This window comes from Plesiomonas sp., from assembly GCF_051650925.1.
Classification (GTDB): Bacteria; Pseudomonadota; Gammaproteobacteria; order Enterobacterales; family CAMTGL01; genus Plesiomonas.
This window is the reverse complement of the sequence record NZ_JBOFRH010000239.1, coordinates 15,471-33,258: the sequence shown is the minus strand read 5'-3', so window position 1 is coordinate 33,258 and position 17,788 is coordinate 15,471. Positions and strand designations below refer to the sequence as shown.

The following is a 17,788-nucleotide window of genomic DNA, read 5'->3' as shown; positions in this document are numbered from 1 at the left end:
TTGATAACGCCAAGTGCAAACATAACGGTCGGGATCAGGCCAAAGGCGAACAGAAAACCTTCCATTGCACCGTCGCCGCCTGCGCCGCGCAGGGTAGAGGTAGAGACCTGAACGCTGTCACCCACCTGTTTTGCGCCGGAAACGAGTTTACCGAATGCGCCGTTGAGGGTGGTGAAGTCAAAAACGCCCTGCCATCCGCTGCTTTTCATTGCACCGGAAAAGAAAACCAGTGCAAATACGAGAGCGACATAAGCGCCCCAACGTACGGGTTTGTTCTGCTCAGTGGTGTGATCGGTTGGTGTTGTCATCAGCCCTCTCCAAAATATTGCATTGCAATAAAAAATAAAACAGACAGGAAAATGCGTGTGCCACGCCGCATAAAATCCGGCTATGAAACTACGCGCTTACTGTCAGCGTGCATAAGCAATACGCACAAGATATAGGGGCAGCATAAGCAGCGGGAAAAGATAAAAATTGATTTTGATCACGCAATTAAAGGTAAAAATGTATGACTATTCGTAACTTTTAACTACGTCATGCTTTATCCCTCAATATGTAGGATTTTTAGTGCTGTTAAAGTTTTATTTGTTGGTGTTTTATGTTGTTGATATGCGCCTTTAACTGGGGTGGTATGTAAACGTGGTTTTAAAGCAAAAAACGCAGCAGAAAAATGTGTAGAACAACAGCGGTCAGTACAGAAAAATTAAAACAGGATTGGGTGTGAAAGCAGAGGTTATATTAGGTAGGTGCAATATTGTTGAAGCGTGTATTACAGGGGGAAAACAGCAGAGGTAAAAAAAGCAGAAAGACAAATTTCAGGCATAAAAAAACCACCCTTAGGTGGCTTTCTTACTTAAATATTTATGCGCTAGATAAACACTAAGGCATAAATAAGAATCTGGTTGCGGGGGCTGGATTTGAACCAACGACCTTCGGGTTATGAGCCCGACGAGCTACCAACTGCTCCACCCCGCGTCTGTTGAGATGAATCATACGCCAGATGTGATTTAATACAAGCTTTTTCAGTAATAAAACCAAAACCTTGATAAAGCCAGAGCGCGGCAAGCACGGGGCCGATGCTTATGAGGGGGATAAATAGTGCAGCAGTTGTGCGGTTTCTGATTGGCCGAGCGCTATTTTGCGTAGCAGCTCTGCGCTGCGCTCATCACCACCAAGGCAGCGCAAAATGGCAGATTCAATATCGTGCTTGTGCAAGCCTTCACTGTCGAGATGTCGGATCCATTGATACTCAACCGATTGCAGGTTGCAGAGTGTTTGTAGGCTGATTTTAAAAGGCTGGTGGTGTAATGGCATCTGAGCATCCTTACTCAAACTAATCTGGCACTGTGGCTGACAGGCTACGGTGTTGCGTTAAACATCGTAAATTTTACGTATTTTATAAATTCAATGGTAACACAAAAGAAACATTGCCGTAATATCGAATGGTTGTTTTAAACATCTTAATAGCACGATTTAGACTTAATACGGGGTGAAATCTATTCACCTTTCATTTGGCCGCTTCTATTTTTAACGCATGTTTATGCGTATTGATGCAGTTCATGGTGTGTCGTGGGTAGAGAGATTCCGTAATCCGCTGATTTTTTGTGCTGTTTGATCCCATGTAATAGCAGTTTCAAAAAGTCTGGCTTATTTGCTGATTGTTTTCAGCGCATTATTTCAGCATTTTATTTATCAGTTAATTGTTATTTTCTGTTTCCTATCCAATATAATCATTTTTTATTTTATTGAGCATGGAGTTTAAAGTGCTGCGTTTTCCGTTACGCGTTGTGCTTAGCGCGACAATATTGGCCATAGGATTGGTGGGGTGTGCGCAAAAAACACCACAAACAGAGCAGAGTAAACCAACGCGGGGGCAGCAGTATAAAGATGGTCTGTTTACGCAGCCTCTTTTACCCGTGAAACAGGTTAATAGCAGCCAGACACCGGTGAATGCAGCCGACTTTTCACGTCAGGTAGAAAATATTAAGTTTGGCTCATCTTCGTTACACGGTAAGAATGCGCAGACTTATGCTGACCTTTACCGCTGGTTGGATGCAGGTGCTGACCCGAAAAAACTGGCACAGTTTGGCGTTCGCCCATATCAGATGTCGGGTGGCGACAATTACGGTAATGTGATGTTTACCGGCTACTACACACCGGTGCTCAAGGCGCGCCACCGGCCTGAGGGGATTTACCGCTTCCCTTTGTATAAGTTGCCAAAGGGGAATGCCCGTTTTACCCGTGAGCAGATTTACAATGGCGCTTTGCAGGGAAAGGGGCTAGAGCTTGCCTACAGTGCTTCTTTATTAGATAACTTTATGATGGAAGTGCAGGGCAGTGGTTATGTGGATTTTGAGAACGGTGAGCCGCTAGTTTATTTTGGTTATAGCGGTAAAAACGGTTACGGTTATACCAGTATCGGTAAGGTGCTGATTGAGCGGGGCGAAGTGCCGCGTGAGAAAATGTCGCTGGCGGCGATCAGTGAGTGGGTCAACACTCACACCCCTGCACAGGCGCGTGAGCTGTTTGAGCAGAACCGTTCGTATGTCTATTTTACTTCGCGCGCGGCTACTCCGGTGGTTGGGGCGAGCGGTATTCCGCTGGTGGCCAAGGCCTCTGTTGCGGCGGATAAGCGTTTAATTCCAGCAGGAAGTGTGTTGCTTGCTGAGATCCCAGAGCTAAATACCCAGGGTGAGTGGACAGGAAAACACCATTTACGTTTGATGCTGGCACTGGATGTAGGTGGCGCGGTGAAGGGCAATCATTTTGACATTTACCACGGTGTGGGCGATGAAGCGGGCAGAGAGGCCGGTTTTTATCAGCACTTTGGCCGCGTATGGGTGTTAAAATCACCGCAAGACGGTCTGCTTTAACGGTAGATTATCGGCTGTAAATACACGATTGTTGTAACAGGCCGCACGCTTTGATTTGCGGCCTGTTTTTTCTGTTTGATGTTCTATTGGCAAGTAATGAGGCGTTTTCATGTCTGAGCAGCAAGTTCCCCAAGCCACCGCATCGGCTGAATATCAGCAGCGTTTTGGTGGTACTGCCCGCTTATATGGCCGTTCACAAACGGAGGTGCTGCGTGCGGCTCATGTTTGTGTGGTTGGTATTGGTGGGGTGGGGTCATGGGCGGCTGAGGCCTTGGCGCGCACGGGGATTGGTGCGATTACCCTGATTGATATGGATGATGTGTGTGTCACGAATATTAATCGTCAGATCCATGCGATGAGCGGTACGGTTGGGCAAGCTAAAATAGAGGTGATGGCTGAGCGGATTCGCGCCATTAACCCTGAGTGCCAGATTACGCTGATTGATGATTTTATTACCCCTGATAATCAGGCGGAGTATTTGAGCCGTGGTTACGATTATGTGATTGATGCAATTGACAGTGTTCGTCCAAAAGCGGCGATGCTGGCCTATTGCAAACGCAACAAAATTCCGGTGATTATGGTTGGGGGGGCGGGTGGTCAAATTGATCCGACCCAAATTCAAGTGGCTGATTTAACCAAAACGATTCAAGATCCGCTGGCGGCCAAGGTGCGCACTATTTTGCGCCAAGAGTACAATTTTAGTAAGAACCCGAAGCGTAAATTTGCCATTGATTGTGTGTTCTCAACTGAGCATTTGATCTATCCGCAAGCCGATGGCTCGGCCTGCGCGGTAAAACAGAGTGCCGAAGGGCCAAAGCGGATGGATTGTGCATCAGGTTTTGGCGCAGCGACGATGGTAACGGCCAGTTTTGGGTTTATTGCCGTGTCGCGGGTGATCCAGCGTTTGCTGGCAAGGGCGGCATTGAAACCTTCCGCGGTGTAGCCTTTATCGCTATCGTTACAGCCACAACCGATTATTACTGATACTGCACCAGAGTGTGGTGCAGTATTAGAGTGCATCAAAACAAGGAGTGAGATGATGAAATTACGGGTTGAGTTGGACTTAACGCCGCAGGAGCTGGCAGAGCTGACAGAGAACCATCAGGCTATCTGGCAGAAACTACAAATGCAGTTTTGGAGTCAAATGTCAGAGCAGGCAATGAAAATGTCGCCACTAGGCAGCTTTTATTCGCCGCAAAACAACCCTTTTGCTGGTGCGGGCAATCCGTTTGCGGCGGCAGGTAATCCGTTCGCTACTCAGGATCAGGGTAGCGATAAAGAACCAAAAGGGTCGTAATATCGTCTTAGGCTACGTGCGCGTTCGCCGTGCTCTGTATGCGTGCGGCGATGGCGGCTATCCCCTGAGAGCGGCTGCTTGAGAGCGTGTCGCCTACCCCTATCTGTTGCAGAGCAGCTGGTAAATCGACCTGCAACAGCGCTGCCGGTGTTTTTCCTTCGACTAATGTCAGGATCACCGCCAGTAACCCTTTAACTATTCTGCCTTCACTGTCGGCATAAAAATGCAGCGTTCCATCGGCCAGTAATTGATGCCCAAGCCAGACATTGTTTTCACAACCGGCCAGCGCAATCTGCTCGGTTTTGGCTTCTGCAGGCAGTGCGGGCAGTTTTCGTGCCAGTAAAATAAGCTGACGATAGCGATCTTCCCACAGACGGCAAGCTTCAAAACGCTGTTGCAGATCATCCCAGCTTATCTCATGGCCAAACGGGTGCGGATACATGTTATTCCTCGTGCAGTAAATCAATCGCATAACGCAGTGCATGCAGAAAGTGCGCCGCATCTTGCGGGGTGTTGTAGGGGGCAAATGAGATACGTACCGTACCAGAAACCCCTAATGCCTCGGTCAGCGGTTGGGCACAGTGCACACCGGCGCGTAGGGCGATGCCTTGTTCTGCCAGTAACGTGGCAAGATCGGTGTGGTGCACGCCGTTTACCGTAAAGGCGATAATTGTGCTGGCATTGCATGGCCGGAACAACCGGACATTCGCTATCTGCTGCATCTGGCGGGCGGTATCTGCGGCCAATTGGCTGGAATATTGCTCAGCAACAGCACAATCTTGCTGTTGCCACCACTGCAATGCTGCGCCAAAGCCCAAAATACCGGCAATATTCGGCGTACCGGCTTCAAAGCGTTGCGGAATATCGGCCAGTGTGACACCGCTAAAACTCACCTTACTGATCATCTTACCGCCGCCATGCCATGGCTGCATATCGGCCAGCCGTTCAGGTTTGCCGTACAAAACACCTACACCGGTCGGGCCGTATAATTTGTGGGCAGAGAAGGCGATGAAATCAGCATTTAGCGTTTGCACATCGAGCATTTCATGCGCCACGGCTTGGGCTGCATCAAGCATCACGACTGCACCGACAGCATGTGCTGCGGCAATAATTGGCTCAACGGGTTGTCGGCTACCTGTCACATTTGACACCATACCAATTGCCACCAGTTTTGTGCGCGGGCTGAGTAGTGTCGGTAACGCGCTCACATCAAGGTGCAGTTGCGTGGTCATCGGCAGTTTGACGACTTTTGCACCGGTCTGCTCGGCCAGTAATAGCCAAGGCACAAGGTTGGCATGGTGCTCCATCTCGCCGACCAAAATCTCATCACCGGCCTGTAATCGTGGGCGCAGATAGGCTTGTGCTACTAAGTTAATCGCTTCGGTTGTTCCACGTGTCCAGACAATATTGCTTGCACTCTTGGCATTGATAAATGCCGCACATGTGCTGCGCGCCTGTTCAAAGGCCTGCGTTGCATTGGCCGCGGCAGTGTGCTGGCTGCGATGAACGGTGGCACTGTTGCTGCGGTAATACGCATTGATTGCATCAATAACCGGATACGGTTTGAGCATGGTCGCGGTGCTGTCGAGGTAGATCCCTGCCTCATTATCCAGCAGTGCCGGAAATTGCTGGCGAAAGGTCAGCGGGTCAAACAATGCAGTATGCGAAGAGGTAAAAGTCATGGGCATGAAATTGTGTCAACCAAAGAGAATACGGTGCGATCTTGGCGTGAATTGGCGCTGAGTGCAAGTTTGCTGTGAATACCGCAGGCCTAGCCTTGATCCCATAGCAATACATTATTTAGGGGAAAACCTATAGTACGAGAGAGGCACACATACAAAAGCGTATTTATCAGGGAAAGTGAAAGGGAGATGCGGGCAATCAGCAGATAAAAAAACGCACCGCCAGAGGCAGTGCAGAAAAAGAATTCACTATTGACAGATAGGGTCAAAATTTGTACAGGAAGTGAAACATAGTGGCTTTCGCCACCTATCTGGTTTCCCAGATAACGTGCAAACACAACATTGCAAGCAGTAACCCTAAAGCATTTCCGCAGAAACACTTGCCGTTTAGGCTTACCCTGCACGAGCCACTATAGGGATTTGCTAGCCCTTCAACAACGGACAAATTATAATGCCGGACATTAGAATATCTAATATGTTTTGGAATTGTTACGGTCATGTCAAGACGACTTCCACCGCTAAATTCTTTAAAGGTTTTTGAAGCAGCGGCGCGCCACTTAAGCTTTACCCGTGCAGCTGAAGAGCTGTTTGTAACTCAGGCGGCAGTTAGCCACCAAATTAAGGGATTAGAAGAGTTTTTAGGGTTAAAATTATTTCGGCGGCGTAACCGCTCACTGTTGCTGACAGAAGAGGGGCAAGCCTATTTTCTGGATATGAAAGAAATTTTCAGTTCATTATCAGAGGCAACCGAAAAATTACTGGCTCGCACGGCAAAAGGCACATTGACTGTCAGCCTTCCGGCCAGTTTTGCGATACAATGGTTAGTTCCGCGCTTGGCTGACTTTAATGCAGCTCATCCTGATATTGATGTGCGGATTAAAGCGGTGGATATTGATGAAGGCTCACTGACTGATGATGTCGATGTGGCTATTTATTATGGGCGCGGTAAGTGGTTTGGGTTACGGGTTGATTTGCTCTGTAACGAATACCTGATCCCGCTGTGCTCTCCGGCACTGTTGAGCGGAGCACACCCGCTACTGACACCGAGTGATTTACGTTATTACACCCTGCTGCATGATACCTCGCGCCGCGACTGGCAAGCGTTTACCAAGCAGTTAGGGGTGCAGGATATCAATGTCAATCAGGGGCCGATTTTTAGCCATACGGCACTGGTACTGCAATCAGCGATTCACGGGCAGGGCGTTGCACTGGCCAATAATGTGCTGGCGCAGCCTGAGTTGAAAGCTGGGCGTTTGGTCTGCCCGTTTGATGATCTCTTGATGAGTAAAAACGCATTTTATGTGGTTTGCCATGACAGCCAGGCAGAACTGGGTAAAATAGCCGCCTTTCGGCAATGGATGCTGCTACGGGCACAACAAGAACAAGAGACGCTGCGCAGCCGTTTTTCCTGAAAATATCGCCTATTGATGGGCAGTATTTCAGAGGAAAAGGGCAAGTGATGCGAGATAAGCTGACTTGTTGCAACCTATCAGGGAGTCATGAGATATGACATTACGCAATCTGGTGTTGCCATTGGCCGCGATCAGCGGCTTTTTTACGGTGGCATTCGGTGCATTTGGTGCGCATATTCTGAGCCGTATGCTGATGCCCGAGCAGATGACGCTGATCCAAACCGGCTTGAATTATCAGATGTTTCATACTGTCGCTATGTTGGCGGCAGGCATTGTATCGCTGCAATATGCGCAAAAACAGTTTGTTTACAGCGGATTATTGTTTGCATTAGGTATTTTATTATTCAGTGGCAGTTTATATGGCTACGCACTCACTCAGCTATCCATGCTGGTGTGGGTAACCCCGCTTGGGGGCGTGAGTTTTCTGGCCGGTTGGCTGACACTGTTCACTGGTCTATTACGTTTGAGGAGAACCGCGCATGAATAAACTGGCGCTGTATTGTCGTCCAGGCTTTGAAAAAGAGTGTGCGGCAGAGATTACCGATAAAGCAGCACAACACGGGGTATACGGTTTCCCGCGTGTGAAAGATAACAGTGGTTATGTGCTGTTTGAATGCTATCAGTATGAAGATGCAGATAAATTAGCGCAGCTTGTCCCGTTTAAAGAGCTGATTTTTGCCCGCCAGATCTTGGTGGTCGGTGAGTTGCTGAAAAACCTGCCGGCAGAAGACCGGATCACCCCGATTGTGGGCATGCTGACCAATGTGATTGACGGGCCAGGCGAGTTGCGTGTTGAAGTGCCTGACACCAATGAAGCGAAAGAGCTGACCAAGTTCTGTCGTAAATTCTCGGTGCCGTTACGCAGTGCATTGCGCAGTGCCGGTATTTTACTGCCGAAAGAGAACCCTTATCGCCCTGTGTTGCATGTGTTCTTTATTGCGCCGGGTTGCTGTTATGTTGGGTACTCGTACAGCAATAATAACTCGCCGTTCTACATGGGTATTCCACGTCTGAAATTCCCTTCTGATGCACCAAGCCGTTCTACGCTTAAATTAGAAGAGGCGTTTCATCTGTTTATCCCACATGATGAGTGGGATGAGCGTTTAGGCTCAGGTATGTGGGCGGTAGATCTGGGTGCATGCCCAGGTGGTTGGACTTACCAGCTAGTAAAACGCAGTATGTTTGTCTACGCAGTAGATAATGGCCCGATGGCAGAGAGTCTGATGATGACCGGCCAAGTGACCCATATTTGCGAGGATGGCTTTAAATTTGAGCCACCACGCCAGAATATTGCGTGGCTGGTGTGTGATATGGTTGAAAAACCAGCCAAAGTTGCTGCCCGCATGACAGAATGGCTGGTTAACGGTTGGTGTCGTGAAGCGATTTTCAACCTTAAACTGCCAATGAAAAAACGCTACGAAGAGGTTAATCACATTCTAGAAAAACTGCGTTTAGCACTTAAAGATAAAGGTGTGAATGTGCAGATTGCAGCCAAACAGCTGTACCATGATCGTGAGGAAGTGACCGTGCATGTTCGCCGTATGTGGGTTGCTGTCAGCCCGAAAGCGAATGCCTACCGCAGCTACCGTGATGATGAATAAGCGCGGTGTCGGTCATAGGTTCTCGGTGTAATCTGATGTAATACAGAGATTCTATGAAATAGATCTTCTGTGATAAAAATCCTGCCGCATTCGTGCCGCAGGATTTTTTTATGTGTAGGTTTATTTGCCGTGTTATGTGTGGTGCACATTGCCGTAGTAGGCGTTGCTGCCAGTGATGATATTGATGCGTTTTATACCGTAAGAGGGGTTAGCACCGTAGCTGTTGTAGATTTATCCCTAAGGGTAAGTCTTGTTGCAATGTAGCAATTTTGCGACTTAACTGTGCCAGCTCCGCATGTTGTTGTATTTTTTTAAGCAGCGCAGGCGGGTGATCGGTTGCGAGCAATACGGTATCTAGCGAGCCATAACGTTGCAGCAGAGCTGCCGCCGTTTTCCCCCCAACACCGGGAATACCTGGAATTTTACTGCTGCTGATACCGGCTAACCCCCAGTAATCGGGGAGCTGTGCAGGGCTAACACCAAACTCTTGCGCGACAAACGGGGCATCTAGCCAGCGTTTTTGAAAGTAGTCGCGAATTTGCAGAGTCGGCGCAAGCAACTGGCAGTAGCCCTTATCGGTTGAGACGATAGTGGCTTGATGGCCGCGTGCGCTTATCTGGCATGCGAGTGTGGCGGCCAGATCATCGGCTTCATTATCGTGTGCAGTCAGTGAACTGACATTGTGCTGCGCAAAGGCATCTTGAAATTGGCTAAGTGCGGCTGCCAGTGCATCAGGCATCGGTGATCGCCCCTGCTTATAGGTTGGCAATAGCTGATGTCGCCAGCCGCTGAGCCGCTCTGGAGAGTCAAATACGGCCACTGCATGTGTTGGCTGAGTGTGTTGCAAGAGGGTGCTAAGGGCACTGTTACACTGTTCGATGCAGCGCGGCATATCGACCGGTTTATTGCCGCTGTCGTGTACGGCATGAATACGCCGGATGAGATTGAGCGCATCAACGACCAGTAAGTGAATCGCCATGAAAAAGTACCATCGGATCAGGAATAATATCCGATGGTACTGAGCTCGCGCGGTGAGCGCAAATTACGTCGGCAGAATATCAGGTGATGATTTCATAGCACGGAGCGTAGGCAGTAGAGCCCGGTAGTTTCATCCGGTGCTGCTGAACAAAGCTTTCTAGCAGTTTATCCATCCGGCGCATCAGGGCTTTATCACCGTCAATCTGGTACGGGCCATGTGCGGCAATGGCCTGCAATCCTTTCTCTTTGACGTTACCCGCAACAATGCCGGAGAACGCCTGACGCAGGTTTGCGGCCAGTGCTTCAGCCGGTTGATCAAGGTGCAAGTTGAGCTGACTCATGTTGATATGCGTCGGTTCAAACGGCTGCTGGAAAGCGGGTTCAATTTTTAGTGACCAGTTAAAGCTGTAGGCATCGCCGGTTTCCATGCGGTGCTCTTTAACGGCGGTCATGCCCTCTTTCATGATCTGCGCCACTTTAACCGGATCATCAATGACTATCTGATAGCGTGATTGCGCATCAGCACCAAGGGTTGCGCCGATAAATTCGTGCAGAGATTGGAAGTAGCTTTCGCTCTCTTTCGGGCCAGTTAAGACTATCGGCATCGGCTGGTGGCTGTTCTCTGGGTTTATCATTATCCCTAAAATATATAACAGCTCTTCGGCTGTACCCACACCACCAGGGAAGATAATAATGCCGTGTGCCATGCGAACAAACGCTTCGAGGCGCTTTTCAATATCCGGCATGATAGTCAGCTCAGTAACCAGTGGGTTTGGTGGCTCAGCGGCGATGATAGAAGGCTCGGTAATGCCCAGAAAACGGCCGGTTTTGATGCGTTGTTTGGCATGGCCAACCGCTGCACCTTTCATTGGTGCTTCCATAGCACCAGGGCCACAGCCAGTACAGATGTTCAGATCACGCAGACCCAGTTCGTGACCGACTAAACGGCCATACAGATACTCTTTTTCGTTAATGGAGTGCCCGCCCCAGCAGACCACAGTGTTTGGGTATTCACCGGTATGCAGCAGTTTGGCATTACGCAGCAGCGCAAACACAAAATTGGTGATGTGGGTGGAGTCGTGCAGATTGAGTTGGGTAATGTGTGAATTAAGTTGAGCGTTAACGAACAAAATATCACGCAGTACAGCAAACAAATGTTCGTGCAAGCCACGGATTATCTTTCCATCAACAAACGCAGTTTCCGGTGGATTGATCAGTTCAAGTTTTACACCGCGCTCACGGCGAACCACGTTAATGTCAAAATCGTGATGTTTTTGCAGTAAATCCTGACTGTTATCTGTGTGGCTGCCGGAATTTAATACCGCCAGTGAACAGTTGCGATAGATTTGATACAGCTCACTTGAGGCAGTGCGCTTTAACATATCAACTTCGAGTTGTGAGAGCTGATCCATAGCGCCAATGGGGTTGAGATGTGTAATCAAAGTGACTCCTTTCAAATAACAACGATCGCAGTGTACTGTTGGCTTGTTGAGGCCGAAATGCGGGCTGATCGTGCGTTTGGTGGTAATAACTTAACCCACCCGTGTGCTACACGTTAACGCGCTAAGGCGCATATGCCAACTCTCAAAATATGAAGATTTGATTTCTACCTTGATTTTTTGCCTGATAAAGTGCTTTATCGGCACGTTCAATCCAAGTATTGATGCTGTCGGCATCCTGCAAACAGCTAGCGCCCAATGATACTGTGATGGTGACGTTATCATCACGGAATTTGAATGGTAAGTGCTGAATTTTCTGCCGGATCTCTTCAAGTTTCAGAGTGATCTCAGCTTCCGTGTAGTCAGCAATAATCAGTGCAAACTCTTCCCCACCGTAACGGGCGATAAAATCAGTTTCACGCAGTGATTGCTGAATGGCGCGGGCGATAATTTTCAGCGCTTTATCCCCTGCTAAATGGCCGTAGGTATCATTGAGTATTTTAAAGCAGTCAAGGTCAACCATGACAAACCATAAGGGCTGCCGGTAGAGCTGCCAGCGTTTATATTCAAGATCTTGCCGTTCTTGCAGTGCCGCGCGGTTATACACTTTGGTCAAGTGATCTAAAAACAGCCGATGTTGCTGATCGAGTAGGCGATTTCGGTAATCGGTAGTCTGCTCAAGAATGGTGCAGAGTACATTTTCATTACTTTGGATACGCTCAATGGTGGCATGCATTTGTTGGCAAAGTTGCTGATGCTGCTGTGTTTGTTGCAGCAGTGTCTGCACGGTTTGCTGAATTTGGCTACCTGAAAGTGTTTCTGGTTGTTCGAGCGTATTGAGGGTGTTTTGCATCTCTTGATTTAGGTGTTGCATATGGTGGTGATCAAGATAGGCATGTTCAACCGATTTATTCATGCTCTGGTGTAGCATGCCCAGATCATCATTCAAGCTGGCGAGAAAACGGTGTGAACTGCGTCTTTCGCTGCGTGTTCCCTGCAATATCAGTTCAATAATGTCAAAACTGTACTGAATCAGCTGGGCGGCATCGGTACCCATCAGCAGATGATTACGGATCTCAAGCAGCCGCTGACCTATCTCTGCATCAAAGTCGAGTTCAGAGATCAGGTGTTGCAGTTCATCTGAGACCTTTTGCTGGATATCCAGCGTCAGCGTAGTGTGCGAGGGCTGCTCAGTATGTTGCTCACCTAGCGCTGCCAGCATGCGTACGGCTCGGCTAAATAAGTGCAGAATACGCTCAATACGCAGTGTGAGATCGGGTGTCTGTTGTGTGCTCAGTTGCAGCACCGCATCTTGTCGTAATTGCGGTGAGAGTACAGCGGTTGTTTTCAGGCATTCGGCGGCCTGCACGATGCCTTCGTTTAGCCGTTGCTGTTGGGCGACCCGTTGCTGGCTGAATTTGAAGGCTAACCGCTCAAGCAGAGCCAAACGCGGGATCATCAGCGATGTTTCTTTGGCGCGATCAAGGTCAATCCGGATATCGATTAAAATGCGATCCAGCTCGCTGTCAGCCCCCTCTAGAGATTGGGTAACACGTCCGAGCACGCGCCGCAGTAATTCGCTTTCGCGCGCATGTTTACCCGATAGCCGCTGGTAGCTCTCTTCGAGCTGCGCTAATTGTCGGCGCAAATCAATTTCGCTATCCATTCACGTCATCCATTGCTTGATCCTATCATTGCCTGATCCCACTCATTTGGCACTATAAATACTCACGCATAGATTGCACCAGCTTGGTGCTGCCAATTATCAATGTTGGCTGCGCATTACTGCGTATTATCGGCCTCTTCAGATTTTTCTTCAGGGTGGATGTGTGACTTTATGTGTTCTACCGCTGACCAATCAATACTGTACTCTGGTTGTGAGTGCAGTACCTTAACCAGCCCGCGTCGGATAGCCTCAATGCAAGCTGTGTGTAAATTTCCCTGAAAACAAGCTGGAGTGGCCCGTTGAATCGGCATCAAGAAAACCCAGTTATCTCGTTCGCTGCGCAAGTTGAGATCGTTGGCTGCACACAGGGCCAGTTGCAAGATATTCAGCAATTGTGGCAGGTTTACACCAGAGGTAGCCCGCGGCAGGAAAGGGTACTGGCATGCGCCAATACTGATACTGCCCTCCGGCGCGTTGTACCCAGAGAATTGCGTAAATACTGACAAAATAGCGGTACAAAACTCTTCGGGAACAGTGTTACCGCGCTCACCGTGTTGCCGCTGAATATACAAAAATGTGCCGTCTCTGACCTGAAAAATCTGCCCGTGATCATTGAGTATATTATTACCGAGCGTATTGCGTAGATACTGCCCCAACTCAGCTTCTATTTTGTTCGATTCAGTAAAGTCGACTTCAATTTTTTGGCTCAACTCTGACAGCCAATGCACATGAATAAAGGCCACGTTTAAACGCAAGGTGGCAAACGGGTCTGCTAGGTCTGTCTCAACAGCCGTTGTTGATGCTTGTGTTGCCATCGCTTGTTCGCACAATGTCAGCGTATGTTGTAACTGCTTGGGCAAGCGAGCAGACATACAGCGCTGATTGGGTAATCCGCTGCGCGGGTGCAAATAGTAGTTTTGACGCACCCGTTTAAGGGTGGTGCGCAGTGCCGGTGTGAGTACCAAGAAGTAACAAGTCACACCCAATAAAACCAAAATAATACACAAGAGTACCCGATTAAATTTTTGTGCTTCCTCTTTTTGTGCGCTTATTGCGTGATAGTTGGCATTGAGTAACTGTTCAGTGTTGATTTTAGTGACCAACTTCTCACGTTGTTCGAGTGTTTCAGTATTAAGGAACAGATGCTGTTTTTGAATTTGATGTAGTAACGTGATTTTTTTGTGTAGATAGATATTTTCTTGTTTATATAATCCTTTCTTCTTATATGCATTAGCAAGTAATCCGTATGCATACAAGCGAGTATTCAACTCAGATTCAGGCACTTTCGCAATAGCCTTATTGATTAAATTCAGGGCCGATTCAATGTTGCCTGAATGTAATAACCAATCACCCTTAAGCAGTAAAAATGCCGGATATAGCTCTTGTGCATTTTTATCTTCGTTTAAATTTTGTTCAACCTGTTTAATGTACTCTGCCGCTTTAAATGATTCATTGGTGTTTAAGTATATATAGCCAATCCCAATTTTTATTCCAATCAACTTACTTCCGTTGGGCAGTGAATTCTCTATATCCATGGCATTGAGATAATTGACTAAAGCCAAATTCAACCGATTCTCCATCCGGTGAATATGCCCCATCAATTTTAAAAGCGTGGCAAGAGAGGCCTTATCTTGTACCGCTTGATAAAAATTAGCAGATTGATTGGCATAGTTAAGCGCTAACGAGTAGCTACCAAAAGAGAAATAGAATTGGGCAAGTTGCAACTGTGTTGCAGCTAACAGATCAGGTTGGTCAAATTCCATCGCAAGGCTTAGCGCTGTAATTAAACTTTCTTGAGCTAGATCACGCTCTTGTTCAAGTAATTGGAGTTGGCTGGCAATCAGATAATAATGAATACGTGATGAGGGATATTTCATCACAGGAAGTAATTTTTGCGCGCATAACAACTCATTTTTAGCATATTGCAGGTCATCATGGCTAGGTGAGCGCAGTAGTGTATCATTGAGCGCTATTTTTGCTTGTAATAAATGATAACGCACTGTTGCATCTGTTGTGGAGTCAAGTGAGTCTGGCAATGCAGCCAAAGCTTGTAATTCTGGTAATGCCTGTTCTTTATCGTGTGTAAATTGCCAAATTAATTCCGCCTTGGTTAGCCGGGCGTCAACATAAATAAGATCATGCTGTTGATTCTTTGTGCGCAAAATCACACTATTGATTATATTCATTGCCTGCTTATTATCACCTAATTTGGCAAATGCCCGGCTTTTAAGCAAACAGGAATATAAAATATTCTGTTGGTGTTGTTTCACAGATTGAGTATTTAGGTTGCGAATTGTTGTGCTGGTTGACAAATTACTGTTGGGCTTATTTAAATATTGATTAATGCGTTCAATCGCCAATTGAGGCTGTGTCTTTAATAACTGCTCAGCATCCAGTAATGGCTTGTCCGGTTTTTCAAAAGGAATTTCAGTTAACACAATTGCATGGGCAAGTGAAAACTGCATGAAATATAAAGAGAAAGCGAGAAGGCAGCGTATCACAATCATTTCGTTCTATTATTGTAGATATTTTACTTTCTAAAATTAATAGCCGCAGTGTAGCGTATGCGGTACGTGAAACCAAGCGTACCGCAAATAATTTAGAGTATTATTGACGTGGTAAGCGAATATTAAAAGAAGAGGGCACTTCCCAATTAGAGCGGAATGGGTTGATATCTAACCCGCCACGCCGCGTATAGCGGGCAAACACCGTTAAGCATTCAGGTGCACAGAAATGTTGAATGTCAGTAAATATACGCTCAACACACTGTTCATGAAATTCATTATGATTACGAAATGAGATCAGATAACGTAATAATTTCTCGCGATCAATTCGTTTTCCACGATAATGAATTTTTACCGAGCCCCAGTCAGGCTGATGCGTGATCAGACAATTTGATTTGAGCAAATGGCTGACCAGTATCTCCTCAACCACAGTATCATCATGCGGGTTTACTGCACCCTGCAAATATTCGGCATCAAAATCATAGCGCTCAATCGTAATATCTTGCTCATCAATACACTCACCGCCGAATGAACCGATCAGCTGCCCCTCATACTGAGCCAGTCGGTGTAAAACTACCTCAACATTTGCCTCTGCACAGGCACTCAGATCGTGCTGTAATCTTGTCTGAACCTCATCCCAATTAGCAAATTGGCTTTGATTAAAACTGTTCAGATACAACTTAAAGCTTTTTGATTCAATCAGATTGCGGCTCGTTGCCGGAACACGCACATCACCAATAGCCACCTGTGGTCGGCCCTGTGCATTGAGCCAAGAGAGCTCATATAGCGTCCAGAGATCCTCACCGTGAAACGGCAAACTCTCTCCCAATGCTAAATCATCACGGTTTAGCGCCCGCGGAACGCCCTGCAATAATTCAGGTGAATAGTGATCACAATAATTGGTTTTTTTACCCAATGTCAGTGCTGACAGTGCCGGATCCTTATCGTATTTACTCATTACATCTGCTCTGTGTCAGTTACAATCACATGCAGTGTAACCTAAATTTAGAGTAAGATAATGCCTCTACCAAACACACCAAACATGTCGCAAGACAACGCATCAGCCAGCGCACCACAAAGTGCACAAGCACTGATACATTTTACCGACCGTTACCTGCAACACTGGCAGACCGAGCAGCAGACCCTGCCAGAAAGTGAAAGCCTGCTGGGAATAGCCTCACCCTGCATTGCGCGTACCGCAGAAAATAGTCTCTACTGGCAACCGGTTCGGCCTGGTATTCACAGTGAAAATCCGGTACTTCAGCCTGTAGAACAGGCACTTAATATCCAGCTTCGCGCTGAAGCCCATGCCTACTTCTCGGCCCAGTTTGCCGGTGATATGGCTGCACAGTGGCAAGGAAACCCCCTGACCCTGCTGCAAATCTGGAGTCATGATGACTTTCCCCGCATGCTGGAAAACCAAATTGGCCATCTTGTTACCCAGCGGCGGCTCAAACAGAGCCCGACCCTGTTTCTTGCCCTGACTGACGACGACATGCAGATCATCTCACTGTGCAACATCACGGGCGAAATTTTGCTTGAAACCCTCGGCACCGCCCAGCGCATCCGTCTGGCCGACAATTTGTCTGATTTTCTGGCCGGTTTAACACCACACATTGCCGTACTCTAAGCCTAGCTCTGCTGCAATGCCGCCACAGCACGTTGTAATGTTGCAACGTGCTGTTCAAGTACCCGAACCCGCTCCGTCAGCTCAGCAACACCTTGCGCCGGTTCTGCCGATTCAACATTTTCCGGCAACAGCATTTCCTCGTGCAGCGCATTCGCCTTATCCTTTGCCAGCATATTCACAATCACCGGTAACGGTACTGGCGTCGACAAACGCCCCTTAATTAATGCAACTGAAGGTGTTTTTCCCTCACGTTTTAACTGCAATAAAACCTGTGCTACCTCGTTCATTGATTCTCCTTGTATCGGTGTTTTAGTTATCACACCGGCGGTTTAGCGAGTTTTGTATACAGGAACATACAGCGGTAAAAATCAGGTCCACCATCATCCCGGTTTGTATCGTATTCAAGCATACTTGTAAGGGATATTAACAGCACAGAGCGGCATATATCGCCCCCCATTATTCATACTGATTTAGCACATTGTGCGCAGTGGGTTGACTTACATCAAAACATCAACGGATATTTATCAGTGATAAGCCATGCATTGTGTGCGATATATCCTACAACTGCTGTAAGACAACAAATAAAAGATTTGAAAGGTTACATCGCTATACAAAAAGCTATATCTATATAATTCAATGCATTAGTTGAAATGTACTGAATTGAAATCGAATACATAATACATATAAAATCAAATAGCGCCTTGTG

The 17,788-nt window shown here is 47.5% G+C and carries 16 protein-coding genes, 1 tRNA gene and 1 pseudogene; 7 read left to right on the top strand and 11 right to left on the bottom strand.

Features of this window, described 5'->3' with window-relative positions:
* The 3 genes and pseudogenes from ACRC27_RS05770 to ACRC27_RS05760 all read right to left on the bottom strand — a co-directional run.
* A pseudogene (locus ACRC27_RS05770) lies at window positions 1-308 on the bottom strand (nucleoside recognition domain-containing protein); the annotation flags it as partial.
* 591 nt (window positions 309-899) lie between these two features.
* A tRNA-Met gene (locus ACRC27_RS05765) sits at window positions 900-975 on the bottom strand.
* Between the two features lie 105 nt (window positions 976-1,080).
* Window positions 1,081-1,314 (bottom strand): hypothetical protein, encoded by a 234-nt coding sequence (locus ACRC27_RS05760; RefSeq protein ID WP_438622789.1) that lies wholly within the window; start codon window positions 1,312-1,314, stop codon window positions 1,081-1,083.
* Window positions 1,315-1,763: 449 nt separating this feature from the next.
* Here ACRC27_RS05760 and mltA point away from each other — a divergent pair, with 449 nt between their 5' ends.
* The 3 genes from mltA to ACRC27_RS05745 all read left to right on the top strand — a co-directional run bounded on the left by mltA (window position 1,764) and on the right by ACRC27_RS05745 (window position 4,170).
* Window positions 1,764-2,873, top strand: a complete 1,110-nt coding sequence (gene mltA / locus ACRC27_RS05755; RefSeq protein WP_438622790.1) for a murein transglycosylase A — start codon at window positions 1,764-1,766, stop codon at window positions 2,871-2,873.
* A 109-nt stretch (window positions 2,874-2,982) separates the two neighbouring features.
* On the top strand, window positions 2,983-3,816 hold the full coding sequence (gene tcdA, locus ACRC27_RS05750) for a tRNA cyclic N6-threonylcarbamoyladenosine(37) synthase TcdA (protein WP_438622791.1): 834 nt from the start codon (window positions 2,983-2,985) through the stop codon (window positions 3,814-3,816).
* Between the two features lie 93 nt (window positions 3,817-3,909).
* Window positions 3,910-4,170 carry a hypothetical protein gene (locus tag ACRC27_RS05745; RefSeq protein ID WP_438629869.1) on the top strand — a complete coding sequence of 87 codons (261 nt, stop codon included), beginning with the start codon at window positions 3,910-3,912 and terminating at the stop codon, window positions 4,168-4,170.
* Window positions 4,171-4,177: 7 nt separating this feature from the next.
* On the opposite strand, the gene csdE is transcribed toward ACRC27_RS05745, so the two are convergent.
* On the bottom strand, window positions 4,178-4,612 hold the full coding sequence (csdE, locus tag ACRC27_RS05740) for a cysteine desulfurase sulfur acceptor subunit CsdE (RefSeq protein WP_438629868.1): 435 nt from the start codon (window positions 4,610-4,612) through the stop codon (window positions 4,178-4,180).
* A 1-nt stretch (window position 4,613) separates the two neighbouring features.
* A complete protein-coding gene (gene csdA / locus ACRC27_RS05735) occupies window positions 4,614-5,858 on the bottom strand; it encodes a cysteine desulfurase CsdA (protein ID WP_438639402.1) in 1,245 nt (414 codons plus the stop codon).
* 491 nt (window positions 5,859-6,349) lie between these two features.
* Here csdA and ACRC27_RS05730 point away from each other — a divergent pair, with 491 nt between their 5' ends.
* The 3 genes from ACRC27_RS05730 (at window position 6,350) to rlmM (ending at window position 8,865) form a co-directional block, all read left to right on the top strand.
* Window positions 6,350-7,264 carry a transcriptional regulator GcvA gene (locus tag ACRC27_RS05730; RefSeq protein WP_438622795.1) on the top strand — a complete coding sequence of 305 codons (915 nt, stop codon included), beginning with the start codon at window positions 6,350-6,352 and terminating at the stop codon, window positions 7,262-7,264.
* A gap of 94 nt (window positions 7,265-7,358) precedes the next feature.
* Complete coding sequence (locus ACRC27_RS05725; RefSeq protein ID WP_438622796.1) at window positions 7,359-7,751, top strand: DUF423 domain-containing protein; 393 nt, start codon at window positions 7,359-7,361, stop codon at window positions 7,749-7,751.
* Window positions 7,744-8,865: a 23S rRNA (cytidine(2498)-2'-O)-methyltransferase RlmM gene (gene rlmM, locus ACRC27_RS05720; RefSeq protein ID WP_438639401.1), complete on the top strand. Its 1,122-nt coding sequence runs from the start codon at window positions 7,744-7,746 to the stop codon at window positions 8,863-8,865. Before ACRC27_RS05725 ends, rlmM begins: the two co-directional genes overlap by 8 nt.
* A gap of 208 nt (window positions 8,866-9,073) precedes the next feature.
* On the opposite strand, the gene xni is transcribed toward rlmM, so the two are convergent.
* The 5 genes from xni to queF all read right to left on the bottom strand — a co-directional run bounded on the left by xni (window position 9,074) and on the right by queF (window position 16,410).
* Window positions 9,074-9,844: a flap endonuclease Xni gene (gene xni, locus ACRC27_RS05715; protein ID WP_438622798.1), complete on the bottom strand. Its 771-nt coding sequence runs from the start codon at window positions 9,842-9,844 to the stop codon at window positions 9,074-9,076.
* Window positions 9,845-9,923: 79 nt separating this feature from the next.
* A complete protein-coding gene (gene ppnN, locus ACRC27_RS05710) occupies window positions 9,924-11,285 on the bottom strand; it encodes a nucleotide 5'-monophosphate nucleosidase PpnN (protein ID WP_438622799.1) in 1,362 nt (453 codons plus the stop codon).
* A gap of 142 nt (window positions 11,286-11,427) precedes the next feature.
* Window positions 11,428-12,948 (bottom strand): diguanylate cyclase, encoded by a 1,521-nt coding sequence (locus ACRC27_RS05705; RefSeq protein ID WP_438622800.1) that lies wholly within the window; start codon window positions 12,946-12,948, stop codon window positions 11,428-11,430.
* Between the two features lie 116 nt (window positions 12,949-13,064).
* A complete protein-coding gene (locus ACRC27_RS05700; RefSeq protein WP_438639400.1) occupies window positions 13,065-15,134 on the bottom strand; it encodes a hypothetical protein in 2,070 nt (689 codons plus the stop codon).
* A gap of 421 nt (window positions 15,135-15,555) precedes the next feature.
* Complete coding sequence (queF, locus tag ACRC27_RS05695; RefSeq protein WP_438639399.1) at window positions 15,556-16,410, bottom strand: NADPH-dependent 7-cyano-7-deazaguanine reductase QueF; 855 nt, start codon at window positions 16,408-16,410, stop codon at window positions 15,556-15,558.
* A gap of 60 nt (window positions 16,411-16,470) precedes the next feature.
* On the opposite strand from queF, the gene syd reads away from it, so the two are divergent.
* Window positions 16,471-17,082 carry a SecY-interacting protein gene (gene syd / locus ACRC27_RS05690; protein ID WP_438639398.1) on the top strand — a complete coding sequence of 204 codons (612 nt, stop codon included), beginning with the start codon at window positions 16,471-16,473 and terminating at the stop codon, window positions 17,080-17,082.
* Window positions 17,083-17,084: 2 nt separating this feature from the next.
* Here syd and ACRC27_RS05685 read toward each other — a convergent pair whose 3' ends face one another.
* Entirely contained in the window at window positions 17,085-17,369 is a 285-nt protein-coding gene (locus ACRC27_RS05685; RefSeq protein ID WP_438629856.1) for a hypothetical protein, read from the bottom strand.
* Between the last annotated feature and the right edge of the window lie 419 nt (window positions 17,370-17,788).

Bases quoted from the DNA above. Each gene is read 5' to 3' on its own strand.
- ACRC27_RS05685 (WP_438629856.1), bottom strand. From the start codon at position 17,369: ATGAACGAGGTAGCACAGGTTTTATTGCAGTTAAAACGTGAGGGAAAA.
- csdE (WP_438629868.1), bottom strand. From the start codon at position 4,612: ATGTATCCGCACCCGTTTGGCCATGAGATAAGCTGGGATGATCTGCAA.
- xni (WP_438622798.1), bottom strand. From the start codon at position 9,844: ATGGCGATTCACTTACTGGTCGTTGATGCGCTCAATCTCATCCGGCGT.
- ACRC27_RS05705 (WP_438622800.1), bottom strand. From the start codon at position 12,948: ATGGATAGCGAAATTGATTTGCGCCGACAATTAGCGCAGCTCGAAGAG.
- syd (WP_438639398.1), top strand. From the start codon at position 16,471: ATGCCTCTACCAAACACACCAAACATGTCGCAAGACAACGCATCAGCC.
- rlmM (WP_438639401.1), top strand. From the start codon at position 7,744: ATGAATAAACTGGCGCTGTATTGTCGTCCAGGCTTTGAAAAAGAGTGT.
- csdA (WP_438639402.1), bottom strand. From the start codon at position 5,858: ATGCCCATGACTTTTACCTCTTCGCATACTGCATTGTTTGACCCGCTG.
- ACRC27_RS05725 (WP_438622796.1), top strand. From the start codon at position 7,359: ATGACATTACGCAATCTGGTGTTGCCATTGGCCGCGATCAGCGGCTTT.
- tcdA (WP_438622791.1), top strand. From the start codon at position 2,983: ATGTCTGAGCAGCAAGTTCCCCAAGCCACCGCATCGGCTGAATATCAG.
- ACRC27_RS05745 (WP_438629869.1), top strand. From the start codon at position 3,910: ATGATGAAATTACGGGTTGAGTTGGACTTAACGCCGCAGGAGCTGGCA.
- ACRC27_RS05700 (WP_438639400.1), bottom strand. From the start codon at position 15,134: ATGAATATAATCAATAGTGTGATTTTGCGCACAAAGAATCAACAGCAT.
- ACRC27_RS05760 (WP_438622789.1), bottom strand. From the start codon at position 1,314: ATGCCATTACACCACCAGCCTTTTAAAATCAGCCTACAAACACTCTGC.
- ACRC27_RS05730 (WP_438622795.1), top strand. From the start codon at position 6,350: ATGTCAAGACGACTTCCACCGCTAAATTCTTTAAAGGTTTTTGAAGCA.
- queF (WP_438639399.1), bottom strand. From the start codon at position 16,410: ATGAGTAAATACGATAAGGATCCGGCACTGTCAGCACTGACATTGGGT.